The 23646-nt window shown below is 64.0% G+C and carries 24 protein-coding genes; 7 read left to right on the top strand and 17 right to left on the bottom strand.

Annotated elements, in window-relative coordinates:
- From WJU18_RS06480 to WJU18_RS06465, 4 genes are all read left to right on the top strand, one after another.
- Positions 1-921 (top strand): ABC transporter ATP-binding protein, encoded by a 921-nt coding sequence (locus WJU18_RS06480; RefSeq protein ID WP_423460952.1) that lies wholly within the window; start codon positions 1-3, stop codon positions 919-921.
- 25 nt (positions 922-946) lie between these two features.
- Entirely contained in the window at positions 947-1642 is a 696-nt protein-coding gene (locus WJU18_RS06475; protein WP_423459291.1) for an ABC transporter ATP-binding protein, read from the top strand.
- A 77-nt stretch (positions 1643-1719) separates the two neighbouring features.
- Positions 1720-2964 carry an amidohydrolase family protein gene (locus WJU18_RS06470; protein WP_423459290.1) on the top strand — a complete coding sequence of 415 codons (1245 nt, stop codon included), beginning with the start codon at positions 1720-1722 and terminating at the stop codon, positions 2962-2964.
- 77 nt (positions 2965-3041) lie between these two features.
- Positions 3042-4736, top strand: coding sequence for a SulP family inorganic anion transporter (locus WJU18_RS06465; protein WP_423459289.1), 1695 nt, complete (start codon positions 3042-3044; stop codon positions 4734-4736).
- Between the two features lie 39 nt (positions 4737-4775).
- On the opposite strand, the gene WJU18_RS06460 is transcribed toward WJU18_RS06465, so the two are convergent.
- Together WJU18_RS06460 and WJU18_RS06455 are read right to left on the bottom strand one after the other, a co-directional pair.
- Complete coding sequence (locus tag WJU18_RS06460; RefSeq protein WP_423459288.1) at positions 4776-5645, bottom strand: crotonase/enoyl-CoA hydratase family protein; 870 nt, start codon at positions 5643-5645, stop codon at positions 4776-4778.
- Positions 5646-6034: 389 nt separating this feature from the next.
- Positions 6035-7195: an IPTL-CTERM sorting domain-containing protein gene (locus WJU18_RS06455; RefSeq protein WP_423459287.1), complete on the bottom strand. Its 1161-nt coding sequence runs from the start codon at positions 7193-7195 to the stop codon at positions 6035-6037.
- 109 nt (positions 7196-7304) lie between these two features.
- Between WJU18_RS06455 and WJU18_RS06450 the strand changes: the two genes are divergently transcribed.
- The gene (locus tag WJU18_RS06450; RefSeq protein ID WP_423459286.1) at positions 7305-8027 is read left to right on the top strand and encodes a response regulator; all 723 of its coding nucleotides are present in this window, start codon (positions 7305-7307) and stop codon (positions 8025-8027) included.
- Positions 8028-8078: 51 nt separating this feature from the next.
- The gene (locus tag WJU18_RS06445) at positions 8079-10034 is read left to right on the top strand and encodes a sensor histidine kinase (protein WP_423459285.1); all 1956 of its coding nucleotides are present in this window, start codon (positions 8079-8081) and stop codon (positions 10032-10034) included.
- Positions 10035-10063: 29 nt separating this feature from the next.
- Here the strand turns inward: WJU18_RS06445 and WJU18_RS06440 are convergent, their stop codons facing one another.
- The 15 genes from WJU18_RS06440 to WJU18_RS06370 form a co-directional block, all read right to left on the bottom strand.
- The gene (locus WJU18_RS06440; protein WP_423459284.1) at positions 10064-10999 is read right to left on the bottom strand and encodes an IPTL-CTERM sorting domain-containing protein; all 936 of its coding nucleotides are present in this window, start codon (positions 10997-10999) and stop codon (positions 10064-10066) included.
- Between the two features lie 332 nt (positions 11000-11331).
- The gene (locus WJU18_RS06435; protein WP_423459283.1) at positions 11332-11754 is read right to left on the bottom strand and encodes a BLUF domain-containing protein; all 423 of its coding nucleotides are present in this window, start codon (positions 11752-11754) and stop codon (positions 11332-11334) included.
- A gap of 21 nt (positions 11755-11775) precedes the next feature.
- Positions 11776-12516, bottom strand: coding sequence for a GTP cyclohydrolase I (folE, locus tag WJU18_RS06430; protein WP_423459282.1), 741 nt, complete (start codon positions 12514-12516; stop codon positions 11776-11778).
- A gap of 56 nt (positions 12517-12572) precedes the next feature.
- Positions 12573-13427 carry an endonuclease/exonuclease/phosphatase family protein gene (locus WJU18_RS06425; RefSeq protein WP_423459281.1) on the bottom strand — a complete coding sequence of 285 codons (855 nt, stop codon included), beginning with the start codon at positions 13425-13427 and terminating at the stop codon, positions 12573-12575.
- 35 nt (positions 13428-13462) lie between these two features.
- Positions 13463-13933 carry a dihydroneopterin triphosphate diphosphatase gene (nudB, locus tag WJU18_RS06420; protein ID WP_423460951.1) on the bottom strand — a complete coding sequence of 157 codons (471 nt, stop codon included), beginning with the start codon at positions 13931-13933 and terminating at the stop codon, positions 13463-13465.
- A gap of 23 nt (positions 13934-13956) precedes the next feature.
- A complete protein-coding gene (locus WJU18_RS06415) occupies positions 13957-14268 on the bottom strand; it encodes a YqjK family protein (protein WP_423459280.1) in 312 nt (103 codons plus the stop codon).
- 21 nt (positions 14269-14289) lie between these two features.
- Positions 14290-14676 (bottom strand): phage holin family protein, encoded by a 387-nt coding sequence (locus WJU18_RS06410; RefSeq protein ID WP_423459279.1) that lies wholly within the window; start codon positions 14674-14676, stop codon positions 14290-14292.
- Positions 14677-14724: 48 nt separating this feature from the next.
- Positions 14725-15045 (bottom strand): DUF883 family protein, encoded by a 321-nt coding sequence (locus tag WJU18_RS06405; protein ID WP_423459278.1) that lies wholly within the window; start codon positions 15043-15045, stop codon positions 14725-14727.
- A 928-nt stretch (positions 15046-15973) separates the two neighbouring features.
- Positions 15974-17770, bottom strand: coding sequence for an aspartate--tRNA ligase (aspS, locus tag WJU18_RS06400; RefSeq protein ID WP_423459277.1), 1797 nt, complete (start codon positions 17768-17770; stop codon positions 15974-15976).
- Between the two features lie 23 nt (positions 17771-17793).
- Entirely contained in the window at positions 17794-18546 is a 753-nt protein-coding gene (locus WJU18_RS06395; RefSeq protein ID WP_423459276.1) for a DUF502 domain-containing protein, read from the bottom strand.
- Positions 18547-18571: 25 nt separating this feature from the next.
- Positions 18572-18925: an FmdB family zinc ribbon protein gene (locus WJU18_RS06390; RefSeq protein WP_423460950.1), complete on the bottom strand. Its 354-nt coding sequence runs from the start codon at positions 18923-18925 to the stop codon at positions 18572-18574.
- Positions 18926-19133: 208 nt separating this feature from the next.
- Positions 19134-20579, bottom strand: a complete 1446-nt coding sequence (locus WJU18_RS06385; RefSeq protein WP_423459275.1) for a sodium:solute symporter family protein — start codon at positions 20577-20579, stop codon at positions 19134-19136.
- A gap of 258 nt (positions 20580-20837) precedes the next feature.
- Positions 20838-21338 carry a hypothetical protein gene (locus WJU18_RS06380; protein ID WP_423459274.1) on the bottom strand — a complete coding sequence of 167 codons (501 nt, stop codon included), beginning with the start codon at positions 21336-21338 and terminating at the stop codon, positions 20838-20840.
- Positions 21335-21634, bottom strand: a complete 300-nt coding sequence (locus WJU18_RS06375) for a DUF2218 domain-containing protein (protein ID WP_423459273.1) — start codon at positions 21632-21634, stop codon at positions 21335-21337. The genes WJU18_RS06380 and WJU18_RS06375 overlap by 4 nt, the downstream gene beginning before the upstream one ends.
- 18 nt (positions 21635-21652) lie before the next feature.
- Entirely contained in the window at positions 21653-22495 is an 843-nt protein-coding gene (locus WJU18_RS06370; protein ID WP_423459272.1) for a DODA-type extradiol aromatic ring-opening family dioxygenase, read from the bottom strand.
- A 214-nt stretch (positions 22496-22709) separates the two neighbouring features.
- Here WJU18_RS06370 and WJU18_RS06365 point away from each other — a divergent pair, with 214 nt between their 5' ends.
- Positions 22710-23609, top strand: coding sequence for a LysR family transcriptional regulator (locus WJU18_RS06365; protein ID WP_423459271.1), 900 nt, complete (start codon positions 22710-22712; stop codon positions 23607-23609).
- Positions 23610-23646 lie beyond the last annotated feature (37 nt).

Raw genomic sequence — 23646 nt, 5'->3', positions numbered from 1 at the left:
GTGGAAGCGACGACGACAGGCGTGCGCCAGGGCACATCCGGCGCGCAGGCCCCCTTCGCCCTGGAGCTGAAGGACGTGCGCAAGAGCTTCGGCAAGACCGAGATCATTCGCGGCGTCAACCTGGCGGTCAAGGCCGGAGAGCGGGTGGCCATTATCGGACCGAATGGCGCGGGCAAGTCGACGCTGTTCAACCTGATCAGCGGCCGCTTCGCGCCCACCAGCGGCCAGATACTGCTTGACGGCCGGCGCATCGACGGCCGCAAGCCGTTCGAGATCAACCGCATGGGGCTGTCACGGAGCTTCCAGATCACCAACCTCTTTCCGAAGCTCAGCGTGTTCGAGAACTTGCGCTGCGGCGTACTCTGGAGCCTGGGCTATAAGTACACCTGCTTCAAGTTTCTGGCGGGCCTGAAAGACGCCAACCAACGCGCGGAAGAGTTGCTGCACCTGATCCATCTGGAGCGCAAGCGCGACGTGCTGTCGATGAATCTGACCTATGCCGAGCAGCGCGCGCTGGAGATCGGCCTCACGATTGCCGGCGGCGCGCAGGTGATCCTGCTTGATGAACCCACCGCTGGCATGAGCCAGAGCGAGACCCACCGCTTCATCGGGCTGATCCGCGAAGTCACCGAAGGCCGCACGCTGCTCACGGTGGAGCACGATATGGGCGTGGTGTTCGGTCTGGCCGACAAGATCGCGGTCGTGGTGTATGGCGAGGTGCTGGCGTTCGACACACCCGACGCCGTCCGGGCCAATCCGCGTGTCCAAGAAGCATATCTTGGGAAGCCCCCTGAGTCGCTTCGCGCCTTCCCCCCACGGGGGGGACGCGCCCGGCGGCCTGGCGGAGCCAGCTCCGCGGGCGCCTTGGGGTGGCCTGCTCCGCGGCCTTTCGGATTTTTGTGCTTCGTAGGCTGCGGGTGACTCGTAGCGCAATGGGTGACTGAAAATGCTTCAGATTGAGAATCTTCATGCTTTTTATGGCAAGAGCCATGTGCTGCACGGGGTGAATTTTGACGTGCGGCCTGGCGAGATCGTGGCGCTGCTGGGGCGCAACGGGTCGGGGCGCTCCACCATGGCCAAGGCCATCATGGGGCTGGTCGACTGCCAGGGTTCGATGCGCTGGAAAGATCAGGAACTGGTGGGGCGCAAGGCCTACGAGATCGCTCATATGGGGCTGGGTTACGTGCCGGAGAGCCGCGATGTGTTCCCGAAGCTCACGGTGCATCAGAACCTGTTGCTGGGACAGAAGGGTTCGGGCAAGGGCAGCCGCTGGTCGTTCGACGATATGTATGCGATGTTTCCGCGGCTCAAGGAGCGGGAGCATACCGAGGCGGGTGTTCTGTCGGGCGGCGAGCAGCAGATGCTTACGCTGTGCCGCACCCTGATGGGCGACCCGGATCTCGTCATCATCGATGAGCCCACCGAAGGCCTGGCCCCCAAGATCGTTGAACTGGTCGGCCAATATCTGACGAAACTCAAGGAGCGCGGCATCTCGGTACTGCTGATCGAACAGAAGCTGACCATCGCACTCGAAATTTCCGACCGCACACTGGTCATGGGGCACGGCAACATCGTGTTCCAGGGCACACCTGCCACCCTGCGCGCCGACGGCTCCATACGCAAGGAGTGGCTTGAGGTCTGACGGCTGGTGTTCATCGACGGGCTGCTGCATCATGGCGCACTGAATCGCCTGCACATTCCTGAATTTCCGGAGGCCGCATGACCCAGACCTTGATCGTCAAGAATGCCCGTCTGCTGGACCCACTGCTACCGGAACTGCAGAATCGCCACGATCTCCTGATCGAAGGCAACCTGATCCGTGAGGTATCCGACAAGCCGCTTGCGGTGCGCGATTCACAGGTCATCGACGCCGGCGGGCGAACCGTGATGCCCGGCCTGATCGATCTGCACGTGCACGTGGTCGCGACCGAGTTGAACCTGACGCGCCTGGCCAGCATGCCCCAGGTACTGGTCACGCTGCGCAGCCTGCCCATTTTGCGCGGCATGCTGCGCCGGGGCTTCACCACCGTGCGTGATGCGGGCGGCGCCAGTTTCGCATTCAAACAGGCCGTGGAATCGGGGTTGGCGCAGGGGCCGCGCCTGTTCGTTTCAGGCCGAGCACTGAGCCAGACCGGCGGCCACGGCGACAGCCGCGGGCGCTCCGACTACATTCTCCCCGACAACCTCTGCCCCAACTGCGCGCGCGTCGGCTCACTCGCCCGCGTGGCGGACGGGGTGGAAGCGGTGCGCAAGGCCGCACGCGAAGAACTGCAGATGGGCGCCGACCAGATCAAGATCATGGCCTCCGGCGGGGTGGCCTCGCCCACCGATCCGGTGGACGCGCTCGGCTACAGCGAAGACGAGATCAGGGCCATCGTCGCGGAGGCGGCCGCCCGCAACACCTACGTGCTCGCGCATGCCTATACGCCGGCCGCCATTGCGCGGGCCGTGCGCCTGGGTGTGCGCACCATCGAGCACGGCAACCTGGTCGACGCGCAGACCGCGGCGCTGATGGCAAAGTGCGATGCCTACGCGGTACCGACCCTTGTCACCTACGATGCGCTGGCCAACGAAGGCGCTTCGCTTGGCCTGCCTCCCGACAGCGTGGCCAAGGTGGCAGGCGTGCGCGGCGCCGGACTGCGCTCGCTGGAGCTCTTCAAGGCCGCGGGCGTCAAGATGGGTTTCGGCACTGATCTGCTGGGCGAATCGCACCGCCTGCAAAGCGATGAATTCCGCCTGCGCGCCCAGGTGCTCTCGCCCGCCGAGGTGATCGCCAGCGCCACTGTGATCGGCGCCGAAGTGCTGGGCATGGAGGGCAAGCTCGGCCGGCTCGTCCCAGGGGCCCTGGCCGACTTGCTGCTGGTTGATGGCGACCCGCTGCGCAGCGTCGACTGCCTGCTGGGGCAGGGCGAGCGTATCCCCCTGGTGATGAAGGGCGGCGTGGTGGAGTTCAGCGCTTTGTAGGGGCGGGTGTCGCCGGGGCGCCAGCGGCCGGACGCCCAGCCTCGGAATCAGGCACGCGGCGGTTGTAGCATATGGGGATGCGATTTTCCTGGTCTCGCTTCATTCCCGCCCTGCGGTGGCCGCGCCCGAGCGGTGATTTACTCCGAGGCGAGGCCATGGCCGGCCTCACCGTGGGCTTGATGGTCATTCCCCAAGGCGTGGCGTATGCCGCGCTGGCGGGCATGCCGCTGGTCACGGGCATTTATGCCTCGATGCTGCCGGCGCTGATAGCCGCCTTCTTTTCGGCTTCGGCGCGCCTCTCGGTAGGCCCGACGGCGCTCAGCGCGCTGCTGATCTATGCCTCGCTCATCGGCATGGCCGAACCGGGGAGTGCACGGTGGGTGGAGCTGGCGGTGTGGCTGGCCCTGCTCTCCGGTTTGCTGCAGATGGTGATGGGCTTCGTGCGCTTCGGCTGGCTGTTGAACGTGGTCAATGCGCCGGTGCTCACGGCCTTTACCCAGGCGGCAGCGGTGCTGATCATCACTTCGCAGCTCCCGCCACTGCTGGGCCTGCAGGGCGGCTGGACGGATTTCTCACACTGGCATGCCATGTCGGCTGTCTACGGGCTGGTGGCGCTGGCGCTGCTGATGGGTGCGCGGCGCTGGCGGCCCACGTTTCCAACCGTGCTGGTCATCGTGCTCCTGGCCGCGGCGCTGAGTTACCTGACGGGTTTCGGAGCCTCCGGGGGCAAGGTGATCGGCGAGCTGCCCCAAGGGTTGCCCGCGCTCTACATCCCAGGCTGGCCGGGCTGGAGCACCATGGGCCAACTGGTGATGCCGGTGATGATCATCACCCTGGTCAGTTTCCTGGAGACAGCCTCCAGCGCCAAGGTGGACAGCGAGCGCAAGGGCGAACGTTGGGACCAGGATCAGGACTTGATCGGCCAGGGGCTGGGCAAGATCGTTTCCGGTTTTTCGGGCGCGTTTCCTACCAGTTCGTCCTTTTCGCGTTCGGCGCTCAACCTGTACGCGGGTGCGCAGTCCGGCTGGGCCACGGTGTTTTCAGTGGCCGTGGTGCTGGTCGCGCTGCTGACCTTCACGCCGGTGCTGCGCTACGTACCGAATCCGGTGCTGGCGGCGATCGTGATCGCCGCGGTGGTGGGGCTGCTCAAGCCGCGCGAATTCACAAGGCTCTGGCGCCTCTCGCGCGTAGAGGCCCTGATCGCGGCCACCACTTTCGTGGTGACGATCGCGGCGGCGCCGGCCCTGTACTGGGGTGTGCTGGCGGGCGTGCTGATGATGCTCTCGCTGTTTCTCTTCCAGCATTTGCACCCGCGCATCATCGAAGTGGGCCTGCACTCGGATGGCAGCCTGCGTGACCGCCATCTCTGGCAACTCCCTCCGCTGGCGCCCCACACCTATGCGCTGCGCATGGATGCGCCGCTCGATTTCGCGGCGGCCAATCAGTTCGAACGCACCATCGTCGAGTACCTGGCCGATCACCCCGAAACCAGGCACGTCTGCCTGTTTGCTCAACCCATCAACCGCATTGACGCGACCGGGGCCGAGGTATTCACCCGTCTGCTCCGGATGCTGCACGGCAATGGCATTCACCTGCACATCAGCGGCCTGAAGCTACCGGCCGAGAAGGTGCTTCAGGCCGCCGGCGCGCTGGCTGACAACCCGTTGCTGCATCTGTACCGCACCGAAGCCGGGGCGCTGACGGGGCTGGAGCAGTCTGCAGGCAAGGCCTCAGGCACAGTGCCAGAGCTCGAACCTGCGGCTGCCGTGTAGGGCACAGAAGGCCACGCTGGCGCCCCACTCCTTGCAGGATCAGAAAAACTCGGGTTCGCCGCGCCAATCCATGAAATCCGGCAAATCCGCCGACACCCGATCCGGAAACTGCGCAGGGCGTTTTTCCAGGAACGACGCAATGCCCTCCTTCGCGTCGCGGGAGCTGCCGCGGGACTGGATGGCGCGGCTATCGAGACGATGCGCCTCCATCGGGTGCGCCGCGCCAGCCATGCGCCAGATCATCTGACGCGCCATGGCCACGGACACAGGCGCCGCATTGTCTGCGATCTCCCGCGCCAGGGCGTATGCAGCCGGCAGCAATTGATCCGGGGCATGCACTGAACGCACCAGACCTCGCTCCAAGGCCTCCTGTGCGCTGAAAATCCGCCCCGTGGCGACCCATTCCAGGGCGGACGAAATACCGACCACACGCGAGAGAAACCACGACGAAGCCGCTTCGGGTGTAATGCCGCGCCGCGCGAACACGAAGCCGAACTTGGCCTCGCTCGAAGCCAGACGGACATCCATCGGCAGTTGCATGGTGAGGCCGATCCCTACGGCCGCGCCATTGATGGCGCCGATGACGGGCTTGAGGCTGCGGAAGATACGCAGCGAGACGCGGCCCCCGCCATCGCGGTGCACTTCGCCGGGCTGCATGCTGTAGCGTTCCTTGTAGTCGAAAGTGGCACCGCCGCTACCCAGATCGGCCCCTGCGCAGAAGGCCCGCCCCGCTCCTGTGACGACCACGGCGCGGACCTCGTCGTCGGCATCGGTGGCATCGAAAGCCGCGATGAGCTCATCGGCCATCTGCGGCGTGAAGGCGTTGAGCTTCTCGGGCCGATGCAGCGTGATGGTGGCCACGTGCCGATCCACCGCGTAGCGGAGAGTTTCGAATACGGGAGCTGTCATTTGCCTTGATCTTGTGAAGGGTAAAGAAAGAGGGATATTAAAGCGTGTTCAAAGTCTCCCCACGAGGGGTTTGCTGAGCTTCTTCCTCGTCATGCCGGCGAAAGCCGGTATGACGGGGGAGGCTTGTGCAGAGACTTTAAATAAGTTCTTAGAACGTGTTTACGATCTCGTCGCGAGAGCCATTGTGTTCGAAAAGCCGCGGCTGCAAGGCGAAAACCGCAGGGATACCTCGTGATATCGCGTGGATTTTCGCGGCCGGCATAGGCAACGCCGCAGACGTAGTTTTTCGGACGCAAGGGATCCGTGAGGAGATCGTAAGCACGCTCTCAAGATAGGCCATCTGATACCACCCTGCACGCCGTCGAGGGGGCCTCCGGCCCTGCCTGCCGTCAGGCTCGGTTCGCCCGCCTCCGAGCACGCCAGCCCAACAGGCCGGCCAACGCGGAAAGCAGCAGTACGCCCGACTCCCCCAACGTGGGCACGGGCTGCACACCGCCAGGGCCCGGGCCGACGGGCGGTTGGGCCTGGCAATCAACTTGCACGCTGGTCACATCGCCGCTGGCTGTACCGCTGCCGTTGCTCACTGTACACGTCTGCCCCGCGGGCTGCTCAGCTACCGTGACCTCATAGAGACCATCCTGCACGGCAAGGGTAGAGAAGACGAAGGAGCCGTCCGTGCTCACGGGCAGGTCATCGCCGCCGTTGTTCCGCAGCACCAGCCCGCTTCCAGTCAGGCCGCTCACGGTACCGCCAATGGTGTAGGCGATCGGCGCGGCAGCCACTGTGAAGCTTTGCTGCACCTGCGGCGCAGGCTCGTAGTCTGCATTTCCCGGCTGATCGGCGTTGAGCAGACAGGTGCCCGGACCGATGAAGGTTACGTCGGCGCCATTCAGGGCGCAAACCGCGCTGGACGAGGATGCGACCGAGAATTCCGGCGCAAGAGAAGACGTGGCCTGCGCCGCCGGGGTGTATGTGCCGCCTGCTTGTGCGTTGGTTGGCGCGGCACTGGTAAAGGCGAGCGTTTGCGTCCACTGCGTCCAGATCTGGAACGCCAGGTCCATATCCTGCAACGGGATAGTCTCGCTATAACGCATGATGCGCTGCCCACCCGGATAAGGGTTGTCGGACGACAGATACAGGGAAGGCGTGCTGCCGTTTCCCTCCAGGACGAAGGTGTAGCGTTGCCCTGCCGTCACGGGAAATGGCGTGCTCAACACCAGATCTTGCATAGGATCATCCTGGAGGCCTTCGCTCAGGCTCAGACTGGATTGGGTGTAGGCAGGCGTACCTGGATCATCAAGTATCCCGCTCCCAACGCCACCGTTGTACAGGTACAGCGTGGTGGGGGTGCCGGGACCGCCGGATAGGCCGGGGCGCACGCTGATCCGCTTGATGGTGCCGGTCTGCGTGGATGTGAAGCTCTGGCCTTCTCCCTGGCTGCCCCCCATGAAGGGGCCATTGACCAGTTGCGAGATCATCTGCGCCTGGGCTGGAAGTGCCAGGCAGGCGGCTAACGTCGCGCTCATTGCCGAGATCGGTAGCTTGCGCATAAGATCCTCCAATGTTCGGATGTAGCCTAAGGTATACAAATAAATAGAGGTTGTATGTCGCCCTTTAAGGCGACATGCACGCGTTTGGGCGCTGTGGCAGCATTGCCACATGAGCAGTTCACCGCCAAGTCCTTCTGAAACCATCCGCGTCGCCGTGGTGGAAGACGACAGTGCCTGCCGCATGGCGCTAGCCCATGCGCTGCAGGCTGCACCCGACATGCGTGTGCAGTGGTTGGCATGCAGCCGCGCGGAAGCGTTGGAGGAGTTGGCAAAAAACACGCCGCTGGATGTGCTGGTACTGGACTTGGGCTTGCCCGACGGCAGCGGGCTCGACGTGCTGGCCGCGCTGCGCGAGCGCTCGCCCGACGCTATGGTGATGGTGAGCACCATCTTTGGCGACGAGGAGAACGTGCTGCGTTCCATCGAAGCTGGGGCCATGGGCTATCTGCTCAAGGATCTGAGCGCCCAGGCCCTGGTGGATGAGATCCGCAGCCTGCGCGCGGGCGGCAGCCCCATCAACCCCATGGTGGCGCGCAAGCTGCTGATGCGTGCGGCGAGCCTGGGCCACGCGGGTGCAGCACCCGCGCCGCCTTCGGCCTTGCCCGCGCAGTCCCCCGCCTGGAGCGGCCCGGCGCTCTCCGCGCGGGAGGCCGAGGTGCTGCGCCTGGTGGCACGCGGCTACACAGTGGATGAAGTGGCCGATGAGCTGAAAGTGTCACGCCATACGGTACGCACCTTCGTGCGGCGCATCTATGACAAACTGCAGGTCACTTCCCGCGCCGAGGCAGTGCGCGAGGGCGAGCGTCAAGGATGGCTGCATGAAAAAAAATAGACCCCAGAAAAGGCCGAACGCCGGAGCCCATTCAAGAGCTTTCGCGGCCCCATGACCAGGCTTCTGCACGGCCTGTGCCTGATCGCGCTCTGGTGGATGCTGGCTGGCGCGGGCTCCGCCTGGGCGCAAGTGCACTTGACGCAAGCCAGTATCTGGCCCTCCGCCAGCACCACCTGGGAACCTCCGAATGCCCTCGATGCCGCCAGCCTCGACAATGGTGACCGCCTGCTGCTCGGCACTTCGCCGCAGTGGCAACCCGTGGCTTTGCCGCACGCCCAATTGCGCGCACCCTTCGGCGGTCTGGGGCAAGGCCTTTCCGGCGACGTGCCCCAAGTATTTTGGTATCGGCTCAGGCTGCCTGCCGCCGCTCCCGGCATACAGGAACCCCGCCTGTACCTGCCGCGCTGGCAGACGTCGGGCACGCTCGCGGTCTACGTGAATGAGCGGCTGGCCTGGCAATCGGGCAGCCAAGTATGGAGCGGATTCAACCACCCCTTGTGGATCGATCTCGACGGATTCGCAACGCCAGGCCAAGCGGCCACGGTTCACGTCCGCATGGCCAGTACCCAAGGTGCGGGCGGCGCACTGTCATCTGTATGGACGGGGACTGCGCAGACGCTGCTGCCGTCGCTGCACTGGCGCACCTTCTGGCAAACTGGCCTGGTCACGTACTGGCGTGCCGCGTTCACCATTCTGAGCCTGTTCGCATTCGCCCTGTGGTTCAGGTACCGCCGCAGCCGGCCTGACGAGGCCAGCCTCTTCCTGCTGTTCTTCGCCATGTCGGTCAGCCAATCGGTCGCCGCCCTGCTCTTTCTGATGGACAGCGAAGACCTGGACATGGACTACACCTGGTTCTGCTGGATGACGCTGGTGGCCCTGCTGGCGTCGCTGCTGTGCATGTTCCAGTTTCTCTGCAAGGTGCAGGGCCAGCAGTGGCCACGCCTGGGGCGGGTGCTGCCGCTGTACCTGATTGCCGTGGCGGTGGTGACACTGCCCCCGTGGTGGCCAACCTATCTGGCCATGCTGCCGGTTTTCCGCCTCTTGCTGATACCAGCGATGCTGGTGCTGCTGGTTGGCGTGGCTGTGGGCGCCTGGCGCCTGCGCAGCCGCAGCAGCGCCCTGCTGGCCCTGTGGGGCGCATCGGTCCCGCCCTTGAGCCTGCACGACATGGCGATGCAGAACCATCTAAGGGATATCGAAGGCATCTACCTCACACCCTACTTCAGCGTCTGGCTGCTCATGCTGTTCCTGGTGATTGTCTTCACGCGCTACAGCCGCGCGCAAGACATGGCCGTGCATGCGCGCGACGTGCTCGCCGAACGCCTGGCCGCGCAGGAGCACGAATTGGTACAGGCACATGAACGGCTGCGCACCGCTGAACGCGACCAGACCTTGATGCATGAACGCCAGCGCCTCATGCGTGAGATGCACGACGGCGTAGGCTCCTCGCTGATGAGTGCGTTGCGCCTGGTGGAACATGGCCATCGCACGGCGAATGGTGCTCCGCTGGATGTCGCGCAGGTGCTCAAGGAATGCATCGACGATCTGAAGCTGTCTATCGACTCCCTGGAGCCCGTACATGCCGACCTGCTGGCGCTGCTGGCCGCGCTGCGTTACCGGCTGGGTCCGCGGCTGGAAGGCGCGGGCATGGCGCTGCGCTGGCGCATGAACGATCTGCCGCCGCTGCCCTGGCTGGATGCGCAAAGCGCGCTACACGTGTTGCGCATCCTGCAGGAGGTGCTTACCAACATCGTCAAGCACAGCGGCGCAGCGGAAATCATCTTGACCACCACCGAGGCCCCCTCTCCCACCGATGCGGACATTCCTGGGGTACAGGTTCGCGTGCAGGACAATGGCCGCCCCTTCACCCCTCCCACCATGGTGCCGCCCGGCCGCCGGGGCTTGGGCAATGTGCGCAGCCGCGCACGGGCGCTGGGGGCGAATGTGGCCTGGGTGCCGGGAGATGCCGGAACGGTGTTCACGCTATGGCTTCCTCTAGCCCGCTGAATCTCCCTCGTCAGCTGCAGTGGCCCTTTTTACAATCGGCGCCGCACGCGCCAGCCCAGCAGTCCGGCGAGTGCCGATAGCATCAGGATGCTCCATTGTCCCAAGGTGGGCACGGCCTGCACGCCGCCAGCGCCAGGGCCGGAGGTATCGGGCGGTACATCCAGCGGAGCGAAGGGGTCATTGATCGCGGCGGGGTCGCTGTCGCTGTCTCCGACGCCATCGTTGACGACCGTATAGGTCACCCTGTCGCCGCTGATGGCGCCGTGCGCAAACCAGCCGGATGCCGCCCCAGCTTCTGGCGGGCCATACTTGTAGGCTTTCAACCCAGCCAGGGTGCCCGCAGGGTAGTCGATAACGACCCGTGTCGTCTCTTCCGGGCCGCAGCCCGTGGCCTGAAATTGCAGCACGCCCAAAGGCGCGGTGGCGCCGGCTGGCGCGCCTTGGCTTTGCAAGTCCTCAGCACTGCGAGTGGTGAAGCCAGGCGATCCGCTCAAGACGCATACAGGGGCTTCCGCTGTCTGGCCGGTGAGTGGGCCATGCCAGCGTACGGTCGCTTCCTGGCTGCCGCCTGGCAAGGCCAGAGTAGCCACCTGCAGATATTCCTCCGACTGTACCGGGAAGCCTTCGCTGTCGGTAAGAATTACGGCCACCCCGTAAGCCGTACCAACCTGATAGCCAGGTACGACACAACTGGTCGCTCCCGCGCCGCATGACGCTCCAAGCAAAACAGGAGGATCGCTGAGAGGCAAGGCCGCAAGGAGGACACCGGATGCAGTGGTTTCTTGGCCAACCGGTAGCGTCCAGCTCACGACCAGGTTGCCGGCACCGTCAGGAAGCGCGTCGAGGTTGGTGGCCACATTCGCCGGCGGGGCGGCCTGCGCCTGGGCGGGTGCCGCCATCAGCATGGTGCCGCTCAGCAGCAATCCGGCGATCAGCAGACGTCCGGATGTGAGGGTTTTCTTCATTTTTACCGCGTCTCCGTCAATGTAGGCCTGGGATGGGATTCATTCACCTGCTCGCGCAGAACCAGCCAAACCGGCAAGGCGGCTACAAATGGACGCGAGCGGATAAAAATGAATACAAAAGGAAGCGTACGCAGTCGCAGTGCTGCTGTATGTCGCCATTTAAGGCGACATGGCACATGGAGTTGTAACCACCCGTGAGCGGGAACGGGGGATCAAGTTGCGTTGGCTAGGGCAAGCCCATTAAATTAAAAACGCCGTGAACAAGCGAACCGCCGCTGCCCCTCATCCCAACCCTCTCCCGACCACGGGAGAGGGGGCAAGAGCATGTCTGATCAAGGATGCCCGACCACGCTGGCGGTCGCCATCAGCTCTTCGATCAGGGCCATGGAAACCTTGCCAGAAACGGCATAGGGGTTGAGCTCGGCCCGCTCGCTGTACTTGAGCAAGGTGCTGGGGTTGATGCGGCTGGTGTTGACCACGCCCATGGTCCAGCCGCCGAAACGGCGCTCGGTAATTTCCTCGTAATGAAGCAGCGCCACGTCCTTGTGCCGGGCATCGCGCTGGATCACGCCGTACAGATCGCTGACGATCTGGCGGCCGCCCTCCAGGGCCTGCATGAAAATGCCGCCGCCATAGACGAGCACGCCCGTCACGCCGTGCTCGGCGTTGTGCTGGCGCGCGCTGACGCAGATGGCATCGATGGCGGCCGGCGAGGGGTCGACGGCGCGGCTGGCGTAAAGGAGTCGGACGAGCATGATGAACCGCCGTGTATGGGTTTAGCCTTGACGTGGGATGAGGGCCAGGAATTCGCGCCGCAGGTTCACATCCTTCAGGAATACGCCGCGCATGACCGAGTTGATCATCTTGCTGTCCATGTCTTTCACACCGCGCCAGGCCATGCAGTAATGCGTGGCTTCCATGACGATGGCCAAGCCATCGGGCTTGGTTTTTTCCTGGATCAGATCGGCCAGCTGCACCACGGCTTCCTCCTGGATCTGCGGACGGCCCATGATCCATTCGGCAAGTCGCGCATACTTGGAAAGGCCAATGACGTTGGTGCGCTCGTTGGGCATGACGCCGATCCACAGCTTGCCCACCACCGGGCAGAAGTGGTGGCTACAGGCCGAACGCACGGTGATCGGGCCGACGATCATCAACTCGTTCAGCCGCTCGGCGTTGGGGAATTCGGTGATCGGCGGGCCCTGCACGTAGCGGCCCCTGAACACTTCGTTGATATACATCTTGGCCACACGGCGCGCGGTATTGGCCGTGTTGTGATCACTCTCTGTGTCGATCACCATGCTGTCGAGCACGCCTTGCATCTTGTGCTCGACCTCGTCGAGCAACTTTTCCAGCTCGCCGGGTTCAATGAAATCAGCGATGTTGTCGTTGGCGTTGAAACGGTGGCGCGCCGCGCGCAGGCGCTCGCGGATCTTGACCGAGACAGGGGTGCCGGCATCATCGGCGGCCACCGCACTGGCTGCGCTGGCAGGTGAAAGTTCTGGCAGGGTTTTCATGACTATGCGCATGGTAACAGCGCTGGTAGCCCATAGGGCTTCGGGGCCTTTTCAACTCAAACGGCTTCTCGGCCCATTTTGAACTCGGCGATCAGCGGCAAATGGTCGGACATGCGGCTCCAGGCTCGCCCGCGGGGTGCTGCCAGGCCCAGGGGCTGCATGCCCCGGGCGTATATGTGGTCGAGCTGCACCACCGGCAGGCGGGAGGGGTAGGTGAAGGTGCGCGGGCCTTCGAAGGAATGCAGCGCTTCGGCGCGCAAAAGCTTCTTCACCTGGGTGCCCCAGTCATTGAAATCCCCGGCGACGATGACGGGCGCATCAGGCGGCACCTCACGGGCAATATAGCGCTGCAGTTGCGCCGTCTGCCGGAGGCGGCTAGCCGGAATCAGGCCAAAATGCACCACGATGGCGTGCAGACTCACCCCGTTGATGAGAATCTCCACGTGCAGCAGGCCCCGCTGCTCGAAGCGGTGATCGGACATGTCCTCATGCCGGTGCGCGATGATGGGCCAGCGCGAGAGCAAGGCATTGCCGTGTTCTCCGTGCTTGGTGACCGCATTGGTGCAGTAGACGGCCTCATAACCCTCGGGCGCCAGGAAATCGGCCTGCGGCATTTCCGGCCAGCAAAGCGCCCCCGGATCGGAGTCGCGCCCGGGCCCGATGCCCAGAGGGCTCAGGAAATCCTGAACAGGCCGGCGCCTTCTTGAAAAATAGTCCGCCTCGCGGCGGTTGACCATGCGCACTTCCTGCAGGCAGACGATGTCGGCGTCGAGCGTGTCCACGGCCAACGCCAGGTTGTGTATTTCCAGCCGCCGCGCCGGCCCGATCCCCTGCACCCCCTTGTGGATGTTGTAAGTGGCCACGCGCAACACGCTTTCGTTGCCGTGGGCAGTCAAATCAGCGGTGAACATGAGTCAGGCGCGTGGGAGCTTTAATTGAGGACACCCTAAATAAATCGCGGCAACAGCAGACAGGCTTCGGCGTTTGAGGGCGAAAAACAGCGGTCGGCCGCCTTTTGCCAAGGCAACCAGATCCAGTCAGTATGCTCCCTCGGACTAAGGCGCACCGGTGTATCGGCCGGAACCCGGAGCCCGAAGACGTGTTCGGTGTTGAGCGTGATCCCTGGCGCATAGCGGTGCTGCCATATGGGATAGATTTCGTAGACGTTTTCAAGTTCCCAATCCTGCAGCACGCAGGAAGGCGCGCGCGCGTCGATGCCAGTTTCCTCCAACACCTCACGCACCGCGGTGTCTACAAAGGACTCTTCCTCCGTATCCTTGCTGCCAGTGACCGATTGCCAGTAGTCTGCCGAGGTGTCGGCCCGGCGGATGAGCAAAATATCGAGCGCGGTGGTGTAAATGACCACCAGCACCGATTGAGGGATCTTGTAAGGACGCGGCGCAGCCGCCTCGGCCATTGCGGCCATTTAGTACGGCTTTCCTACAGAAATTGGCGCAGGAATGCGTTGGCCACCGGCCGCACGCGCTGGAACATCTGCCAACCGGACCAGGCACGAAGGCCCAGTCCGAGCACCGCTTTCGGCCTGGCCAGCACGGCGCCGGCCAGAGCCGCGCCCACCAGGGCGATCAGAGCCGGGTTGGATTGCACCCACGAAGCGCCTTCACGGACACGGTCCGCAGTGCGGAAAACCGGTTGGACGACGGTAGCCCGCTGGGCGAGCTGCTCGCGCAGTTGCGCCGAGCGCATGCGAAGCTGCTCACGGCGGGCGTCAAGGTAGGCTTTTTCGCTCACGGGATTATCTCTCGGCCGCGCTTATGAACGCAGCCGCTCCTGATCTCGCTTCATTTCGTCGCGGATAGCCGAGAACATGCGCGATCCTTCCTTGAAACGCGCCCAGGCTACCGCGAAGAAGACCAAGCCGCCGCCCAGGAAGAGCGCTGTAAAAATGCCCAGCGCGAGCAACCGGTGCGTATCCCAGAACAGCACGGTCAAAAAGATGGCCAGGAAGATCAGGCCAAAACTGAGAAACGTGACCGCGAAGGCCCCGAACATGGCCATTTGGCCCAGGCGCAGCAACTCCTGCCGCGCCTCGATGGTGAGCAGCTCGAAGCGGACTTGCGCCAACTCCAGTACATCAGCCAGCAGCCCGCGAACGCGCGCTGCCGTAGAGGGCTGCTCAGATCCCGGGGAACGTGGCATGCGGGTCAGTGATCAAGGCAGTGTTCGAAGACCCCGTACGGTCTCCCATCAACGGCGGCCGAGCAGAACGCCGATCAGCATGCCCACAGCCGCGGCAGCGCCGATGGACGACCAGGGGTTTTCGTGAACGTAATCATCGGTGGCTTCGGCGGCGCGGCGTGCGTGGGCTCGCATGGCCGAGTCGGCATCGGCGAGTTTTTCGCGGGCCAGGAACAGGTTTTCCTTGGCGCGGGCGCGCAACTCAGCCATTTTGCTGTCGGTTTGCCCGGCGGTGGCGGACAGCAGGTCCTCGGCATCGGCAATGACGCGGCGCAGGTTGGCAACCAGCTGTTCCTTGGTTTCAATGGCGGAATCAACCATATCGGACATGATGAGACTCTCTCTTTGAAGATGGAGATGGGGTGGAGAGTCAATCCTAGCAGAGCGTTTGTGCGGGCGGCGTAGGACGGCGTTGATGCTTGGCCACGCGATCTAGCGATGCGTGACAAATGACTGAAGCTTCTGGCTTCAGGTGGCGAGGGCCGCGAAGGAATCGAGCGCCGTACGGACGGGTTTCAAACCCAGCCTTTCAAGGTCTTTGCCATGCGGGAGCTCCTTCGCTCGTAGGGTGGGCATTGATGCCCGAGCGGATGCCTTGCTCCCTCTCCCTCTGGGAGAGGGCTGGGGTGAGGGCTTTCACAGTCGCTTGATCTGAACGGCCTTCTGCGTCCTAATGGCCTTCTGCTGTTTGATCTAAGGTCAGAGGCCGGGATTGCCCCCGGCGGTGCACCTACTCTTCTTTGCGTCGCCAAAGAAGAGTAGGCAGAAGAAAGGCGACCCCACTGGACGTGTCCCTGCGCTTCGCTCCGGGCAACCTCCGGTGCTCGATCGAGGGGCAGTGCTGTAGAACTCGCTGCGTTCGCTTCGCTCTCTATGCTCAAACAGCTGCAGCAAGTCAGAGCACGAAGCAAGGGCATCTTGCAGTGCCCTTGCCTACCCCTCGCTCTGCGCTCCTCGGCACGGCCAGAGGGGACCCGTGGCTCGGGCCATCGCTGCGCTCGGCCCGCGAATCAACGGGCTTCGCTGTCTTACTCCTTCCCCCTCTGGGGGAAGGTTGGGGGGCCGGTGGGGGCTTTCACAGCCACTTCCACCCGGCTGTTCATTTCCCAATCTCCTCATCACAGGGCCCAACAGTCATCCGGAGATACCGGGCCGTCAGCACTCAGACCCAGGGCGCAGGGTGCCGCCCAAAAACCTTGAGAGGCATGGGTTTCCAACCCGCCCCCTACACCGCCCCCTACACCGCCCCAAAGCAGCCTTAAGCCGCTGGCGCTGTGTTGCGCAGGCGAATGTGCAACTCGCGGAGCTGTTTCTCGTCCACCGGGCTGGGGGCTTGCGTAAGCAGGCACTGCGCGCGCTGGGTCTTGGGGAAAGCGATCACGTCGCGGATCGAATCGGCCTTGGTCATGAGGGTGACCAGGCGGTCGAGACCGAAGGCCAGGCCGCCGTGCGGGGGTGCACCGTATTGCAGGGCGTCGAGCAGGAAGCCGAACTTCTGCTGCGCGTCCTCGGGCGTGATCTTCAGGGCGCTGAACACCTTGGCCTGCACATCGGCGCGGTGGATACGCACCGATCCGCCGCCCAGCTCCCAGCCGTTCAGGACCATGTCGTAGGCCTTGGCAATGCACTTGCCGGGGTCCGAATCCATATAGTCCTCGTGGCCGTCCTTCGGCGCCGTGAACGGGTGGTGCACGGCGCTCCAGCGCTGTTCGTCTTCGTCGAACTCGAACATCGGGAAATCAACCACCCAGAGCGGTGCCCAGCGGTCCTCGAACAGGCCGGTCTTGCGGGCGAGTTCGCCGTGGCCGATCTTCAGGCGCAGCGCACCAATGGCGTCGTTGACCACCTTGGCCTTGTCGGCACCGAAGAAAAGAATGTCGCCATTCTGGGCGCCGGTCCGCTCCAGGATCTGGGCAATGGCTGCATCGTGCAGGTTCTTCACGATAGGCGACTGCAGGCCGTCACGGCCCTTGCCCGCCTCGTTGACCTTGATCCAGGCCAGGCCCTTGGCGCCATAGATCTTGACGAACTCTGTGTAGCCATCGATCTCGCCGCGGCTCATCTCGCCGCCGCCGGGCACGCGCAGGGCCACCACACGGCCTCCTGGGGTGGTAGCCGGGCCGCTGAAGACCTTGAAATCGACGTCTTTCATGATGTCGGTCAGCTCGGTGAATTCGAGCTTCACACGCAGATCGGGCTTGTCGGAGCCGTAGCGGTGCATGGCCTCGGCATAAGGCATGACGGGGAACTCGCCCAGATCGACGCCCAGCGTTTTCTGGAACACACTGGCGATCATGCCCTGGAACAGGTCGCGGATTTCCTGCTCGCCCAGGAACGAGGTTTCGATATCGATCTGCGTGAATTCAGGTTGGCGGTCGGCGCGCAGGTCTTCGTCGCGGAAGCACTTGGTGATCTGGTAATAGCGGTCGTAACCGGCCACCATCAGCAGCTGCTTGAACAGCTGGGGCGACTGCGGCAGCGCGAAGAACATGCCATCGTGCACGCGGCTGGGCACGAGGTAATCGCGTGCGCCCTCCGGCGTGCTCTTGGTGAGCATGGGGGTCTCGATGTCGATGAAGCCGTTCGTGTCGAGGAACTTGCGCACTTCCATGGCCACGCGGTAGCGCAGCATCAGGTTGTGCTGCATGTAGGGGCGGCGCAGATCGAGCACACGGTGCGTGAGACGCGTGGTTTCGCTCAGGTTCTCGTCGTCGAGTTGGAACGGCGGCGTGACGGAAGGGTTGAGCACGGTGAGTTCGTGGCACAGGACCTCGATCTTGCCGCTCTTGAGTTGCTCGTTGGTGGTGCCTTCCGGGCGGGCACGCACCACGCCGACGACGCGCACGCAGAACTCGTTGCGAAGGTCTTCGGCCACCTTGAACATCTCGGGGCGGTCAGGGTCGCAGACCACCTGCACATAGCCTTCGCGGTCGCGCAGATCGACGAAGATCACACCGCCGTGATCGCGCCGGCGGTTCACCCAGCCGCACAGACTCACGCTCTGGCCGATCAATTCTTCGGTCACGAGGCCGCAGTAGTGGGAACGCATCGACATACTGTTTTCTTTCAGGATTCGGTTCAGGATTCAGGCTTGGCGGCAGCGCCGCCTACCGGGGTTGCCGGAGTAGGGAAAGGGAGCTGATTCTGCTCCGCGGGCGTGGAAATGGAAGATGCAGGTACCGCTGGGCCGGGCTCTTGGCCCGAAACCGGCGTGGGGGGCGCCACAACGCCCATCGAAATGACGTATTTCAACGCTTCGTCCACGCTCATTTTCAGCTCAATGACGTCGGCACGGGGCAGCATCAGGAAAAAGCCGGAAGTCGGGTTGGGCGTGGTGGGCACGTAAACGCTGACAAAGTCGGCATCCAGGTGGCGCGCCACCTCGCCGCCGGGCCGGCCGGTCAGAAAGGCGATGGTCCAGGCGCCCTGACGGGGATACTGGATCAGCAAGGCCTTGGAAAACGCCTGGCCGGAGCCGGAAAACAGGGTGTCCGACACCTGCTTGACGCTGCTGTAGATGCTTCGCACCACAGGGATGCGGACCATCACTTTGTCCCACTGGCGCAGCCACCATTGCCCGAACATGTTGGCCACGAAAAGGCCCGTGCCGAAAATGACGAGCGCGACCAGGATGACACCCAGGCCGGGAATATGCCGCAGCTTCTCGGCCACGCCCACCGCGCCCGGCACCATGGCCTCGGCGGCCCCGAGCACGCCCAGGAAAATGCCGTCGAGAATGCCGAGCAGCCACAGCAGCACCCACACGGTGACGCCCATGGGCAGCCACACCAGCAAGCCGGTGATGAAATATTGCCTGAGGCGCTGCATCATCGGGCGGGCGTCCGTCTGGAGGTGTTCAGCTGGCGGAGGACGAGCCGGAGGTGCCACCGCTGGAGGGCGCGGGCGCAGGTGCCGGCGCGGCAGCGGGTGCGGGCGATGGCGCGGGCGCCGAAGCGCTCTCGGAAGTGCTGCCACCTTCGGTGCCCTTGGATTCCTTGGGCGTGCCGCTGGCCTGCCCGCCCTGCGAGCCGCCACGGAAATCGGTCACGTACCAACCGGAGCCCTTGAGCTGGAAACCGGCTGCGGTCACTTGCTTGCTGAATGTGGATGCACCGCACTCCGGACAAACCGTCAGGGGCGCATCGGACATCTTCTGCAGCACATCCTTGGCATGGCCACAGGATGAGCACTTGTAGGCGTAGATAGGCATGGCAATCAAGCCCGGACAGGCTCCGGATAGAGCGGGCCAAGGCAGGCTGAGAGAAGAAAAACCCTCAATTATAGGCTTGCGGGGACTTATTCAAGGGCTCGGCCGCGCTACGCGCACTCTGGGACCGCCAAGCTCCAGCTTGGCCGCAGCGCCTCTCTCGCACGCAGCCTGCCAAGCTGGAGCTTGGCGGTCCCAGCGGAAAAGGCTTTCAGCCTAAACCCTGCAATTGATGGTGCTTCCCGTGGGTATTGCGCAGCACCTGCGGCCCAAGCGAGCCGATCAGCATGCCCGCCATCGCCGCCAACACACCCGCCAGCTGCGCCGGAAACGCCTCGCCCGCTGGCGTGGCCAACAGCAGCAGCCAGGTCAGGCAGCCCAGCACGATGGACAGAATCGCCCCCTGCGTGGTGGCGCGCTTCCAATACAAGCCGAACACCAGCGGCACGAAGGCGCCCACCAGGGTGATCTGATAGGCCCCCGAGACCATCTCATAGATGGAGGTGCCCTGCATGCGGATCGAGTAGAGCAATACCAGCACGCTGAACACCAGCACGGTGATGCGCATGGTCAAAAGCTCCTGCCGGTCGCTTAGGCGCGGCCGGAACTGGCGCCAGATGTTTTCCACGAAAGTGACGCTGGGCGCCAGCATGGTGGCGGACGCCGTGGATTTGATGGCCGAGAGCAGCGCCCCGAAAAACACGACCTGCATGCCAAATGGCATGTTCTCCATGACCAGTTGAGGCAGCACCTTCTGGGGGTCATCGGCCAGCAGGGCCGCGGCCCGTTCGGGCATGATGATGAGTGCGCTGGTGACCAGGAACATCGGGATGAAGGCGAACACGATGTAGAGCCCGCCACCGATCATCGCCCCCCGGGTGGCTGCTTTCTCGCTCTTGGCGGACATCACGCGCTGGAAAACGTCTTGCTGCGGGATCGAGCCGAGCATCATGGTGATGGCGGCGGCCACGAAGAAGATGATGTCGTGCCAGGTGGGAGGCGGCAGGAAGCGGAACATATCCTGGCTGACAGCCAGCGCCAGCACCTTGTCCGCCCCGCCAGCCTGCTCGCCGGCGTAGAAAGCCAAAATGACAAGGCCAGCCACCAGAATGATCATCTGAATGAAATCAGTGATGGCCACCGACCACATGCCGCCGAACAGCGTATAGATGAGGATCGAGCACACGCCCAGCGTCATGCCCATTGGAATGCTGATCGCGCCCCCGGACAGCACGTTGAACACCAGCCCCAGCGCCGTCACCTGCGCCGACACCCAGCCCAGGTAGCTGACCATGATGAACAGCGAGCACACCAACTCGATCGAGCGGCCATAGCGCTCGCGGTAGTAGTCGCTGATGGTGAGCAGGTTCATCCGGTACAGGCGCGCCGCGAAGAACGCGCCCACCAGGATCAGGCAAAGTCCTGCGCCAAACGGATCCTCTACCACCCCGCCCAGGCCGTCCTGGACGAATTTGGCCGGAATGCCCAGCACAGTCTCGGAGCCGAACCACGTGGCGAACGTGGTGGTGACGATCATGATGAGCGGCAAGTTCCGCCCGGCTACCGCAAAATCAACCGTATTCTTGACCCGCCTGGCGGCCACCAGGCCGATGGCGATCGTGACCAACAGATAGGCGAAGACCAATGTCAACAGCACGGCAGGCGCTCCGGAGTAAAGGAAGGTCTCAGAGCCTGTTGACGATTTCGGCGCGGGCTCCTGTGGGAAACGGCGATTCTAGGGCAACGCTGAATTAGTTGTCGTGTGCGGCGCGCCCTGGATCGTAATGGGGTGCGGGGGCGAAAAGCGCAGCGATATCAGGCGATATCGCGAGCATTTTTAACGCCGCAGACCGTCCGAGTCCAGGGATGCGACGTGCATGAGAACTTATTCAGCGTTGCCCTGGTGCAACGCTGACTAGGTTGTCGTGTGCGGCACGCCCTGGGAAATGGCCAGGTACAAGCCGTTCAAGCCCCAGTGATGCAGGATTTCGCGCACGATCACCAGACGGGCGGCGCTCGCGGCATCCACGGGCAGATCGTCCTGAGGGGCGGGCCGGCCTTCCGCACGCGCCACCAGGCGGTTGAACAGCTGCTCGACGGCCTCCATACTCAGCCAGACAGGGTCATCCGCCTGCGGTTCGGCTGCGGCCAGCGCGTGCAACAGCGGATCCGTGCAGAAAAGCTGTATGGCTTCGGGCAGTTGGGCACGTGCGGGCATGACCGCTTCTTCCACCACCTCGATCGCCTGCTCGATTTCCAGCGGGCGCGGCGGTGTGTGGCGCAGCACCTCGCGGGCCAGCATACTGCTGCCCACGGGCAACGCCAGATCGACCGCCCCGCCGGCATCCGGTGCGGACCAGACCTCTGTGCTCAGTTCCCTGAACCAGAGCCCAAGGGGAACGCCAGGAGCACTCATGCGGACTCTCGCCGCCAATCCCAGGAGTAGGTTTCGTCACGCGCCATGCGCTGGGCATGGTCAGCCACGACCTCTTCGAAGCGCGCCATGTCAGCGCCGGGCGCGCCTTCGAGGCGGGCCGTGAGCTGCCCCTCGCCGGCGGCCAGCAGGCATAGACCCAGCGGCAGTTCGATGCGGCCTTGCCTGTCGTCGTAGCTGACCGGGAACTTGTGCCCCCAGTGCTTGCACAAACGCAGGATGATGCGCGCTGGCTCCACAGTCGTGATGGTGGCGGTGGATACGGTGCGTTCAGTCATGATCGATTCAGAGCCATGTCAGTCAAACCGGAATGCCGAGATGGTGGTGCGCATCACCTCATCCGAAAACACCTTGCGCCCCACGCCCTCGCCCGCCGCACCGGCCACCACGTGCAGCGGCAGCAGGTGCTCTTCGGCACGCGGCGGATGAGACAAGCGTCCTGCGGGACCGCTGGCAGCGGCCCAGTCGGCCAGGCGCGCATTGCGCTCCGTGGCCGGCAGCGCCACGGTGTCGGACAGCCAGCGATCGAACTCGGCGCTGATGGGTGTCGAACGCGGGTCGCCGTAGCCGCGCATGTTGTGATAGCTCATGCCGCTGCCGATGATCAGCACGCCTTCGTCCCGCAAGGGCGCCAGCGCGCGGCCATAGTCGACGTGCGCCTGCGCATCGAGGCTGCCCAGCAGCGAGACCTGCAGTACAGGTACTTCCGCCTGGGGAAAGGCCACCTTCAGCGGAATGAAGGTGCCATGGTCATAGCCGCGCTGGTGGTCCACCGCGGCGGGGATGCCCGCGTCCGCCAGCAGGCCGCGCACGCGCTCGGCCAGCACGGGTGCGCCGGGCGCGGGGTAACGCAGCTCGTAGGTATGGGGCGGGAAGCCGTAGTAATCAAACAACATGTCCGGCTGCGCCGCACCGGTCAGTGTGACCTGTGGCGCCAGCCAGTGCGCGGTGACCAGCAAGATAGCCTTGGGGGCCACCGGCAGGCTGCCAGGAATGCCGCGCAAAAAGTCAGCGGTTTTGTCCCAGGCATCCGCCGGGTTCCAATCCATGAAGAAACAGGGGCCGGCACCGTGTGGAATGTAGAGCGCAGGCATCCGGGTGACGGATACGGATGCAGAAGAGGCGGTGAAGGTGTTCATGTATCAGAGTTTGTGCTTTGACCGCCGCTTTTCAAAGCGCCAGAATGGCCAATCAGTTTTGACTCAGAGTGTGAAATGTGGCCCCCACGCTTCCCCGCTTCGCGAGGTCCGCTGCCCCCCGAGGGGGCCTTTTTCGCCTTGGGACGGCCCGGCGGCGAAAAAATGTGGCCCCCACGCTTCCCCGCAACGAAAAAACAAAGGTTGAAATAACGTCATGGACCGATTGAACAGTATGCGCGTGTTCTGCCTGGCCGCCCAGGCAGGCACGCTCTCTGGTGCGGCGCGCATCCTCGATATGTCGCCTTCCATGGCCACCAAGCACGTCGACGCGCTGGAGGAACGCCTAGGGGTCAAGCTGCTGCACCGGACCACGCGCAAGCTGGTACTGACCGAAGCTGGCGAGGCCTATCTGGAGTCGGCGCAGCGCATCCTCGCCGATGTGGACGAGGCCGATGCGGCCGCCACCGCCCAGCGCACGCGCGTTACCGGGATGCTGCGGCTGAACATGCCGCTGTCTTTCGGGATGCGCCACATCGCGCCCTTGCTCCCGGCTTTCTGCGAGGCCCACCCTGCCGTAACGCTGGATGTGGGCATGACCGATGCCGCCGTGAACCTGGTGGACGAGCGCTGGGACATGGCGGTGCGGATCGGCCACCTGCATGACGATACGCTGCAGGCCCGCCGGATGGGAAGCTGCCGCATGATCCTGTGCGCCGCGCCCTCCTACCTGGACCGGCACGGCGTGCCGCGCACCGTCGCCGACCTGGCCAATCACAATTGCCTGGCCTATACGCTGTCCAGCAGTGCTGCCCCCATGCAGTGGCGCTTCGGGCAAGACGGCAGCGTCACGCAGCCCATACAAAGCAACCTGCGCGCCAACAGCGGCGAGGCCCTGCTGGCAGCAGCCCTGGGGGGATTGGGGTTGATCTATCACCCCAGTTTCATCCTGGGAGAATCAGTAGCCAGCGGCGCTCTGACGCCCCTGACGCTGGATCACCCCTGCCACGAATTGGGCGGCATTTACGCCGTCTGGCCATCCAACCGGCATCCGCCCGCCAAGGTACGCTCCATGGTGGATTTTCTGGTGCAGCGGATCGGAGCCGCTTTTCCCTAGATGGAATCAAGGCACTCCCAGGAGCATGGGCGGGGCA

The organism is Ottowia sp. VDI28 (assembly GCF_049532675.1).
Lineage (GTDB): Bacteria > Pseudomonadota > Gammaproteobacteria > Burkholderiales > Burkholderiaceae_C > Ottowia.
The sequence above is the reverse complement of the archived record's forward strand: the minus strand, read 5'-3'. Positions and strand labels throughout refer to the sequence as shown.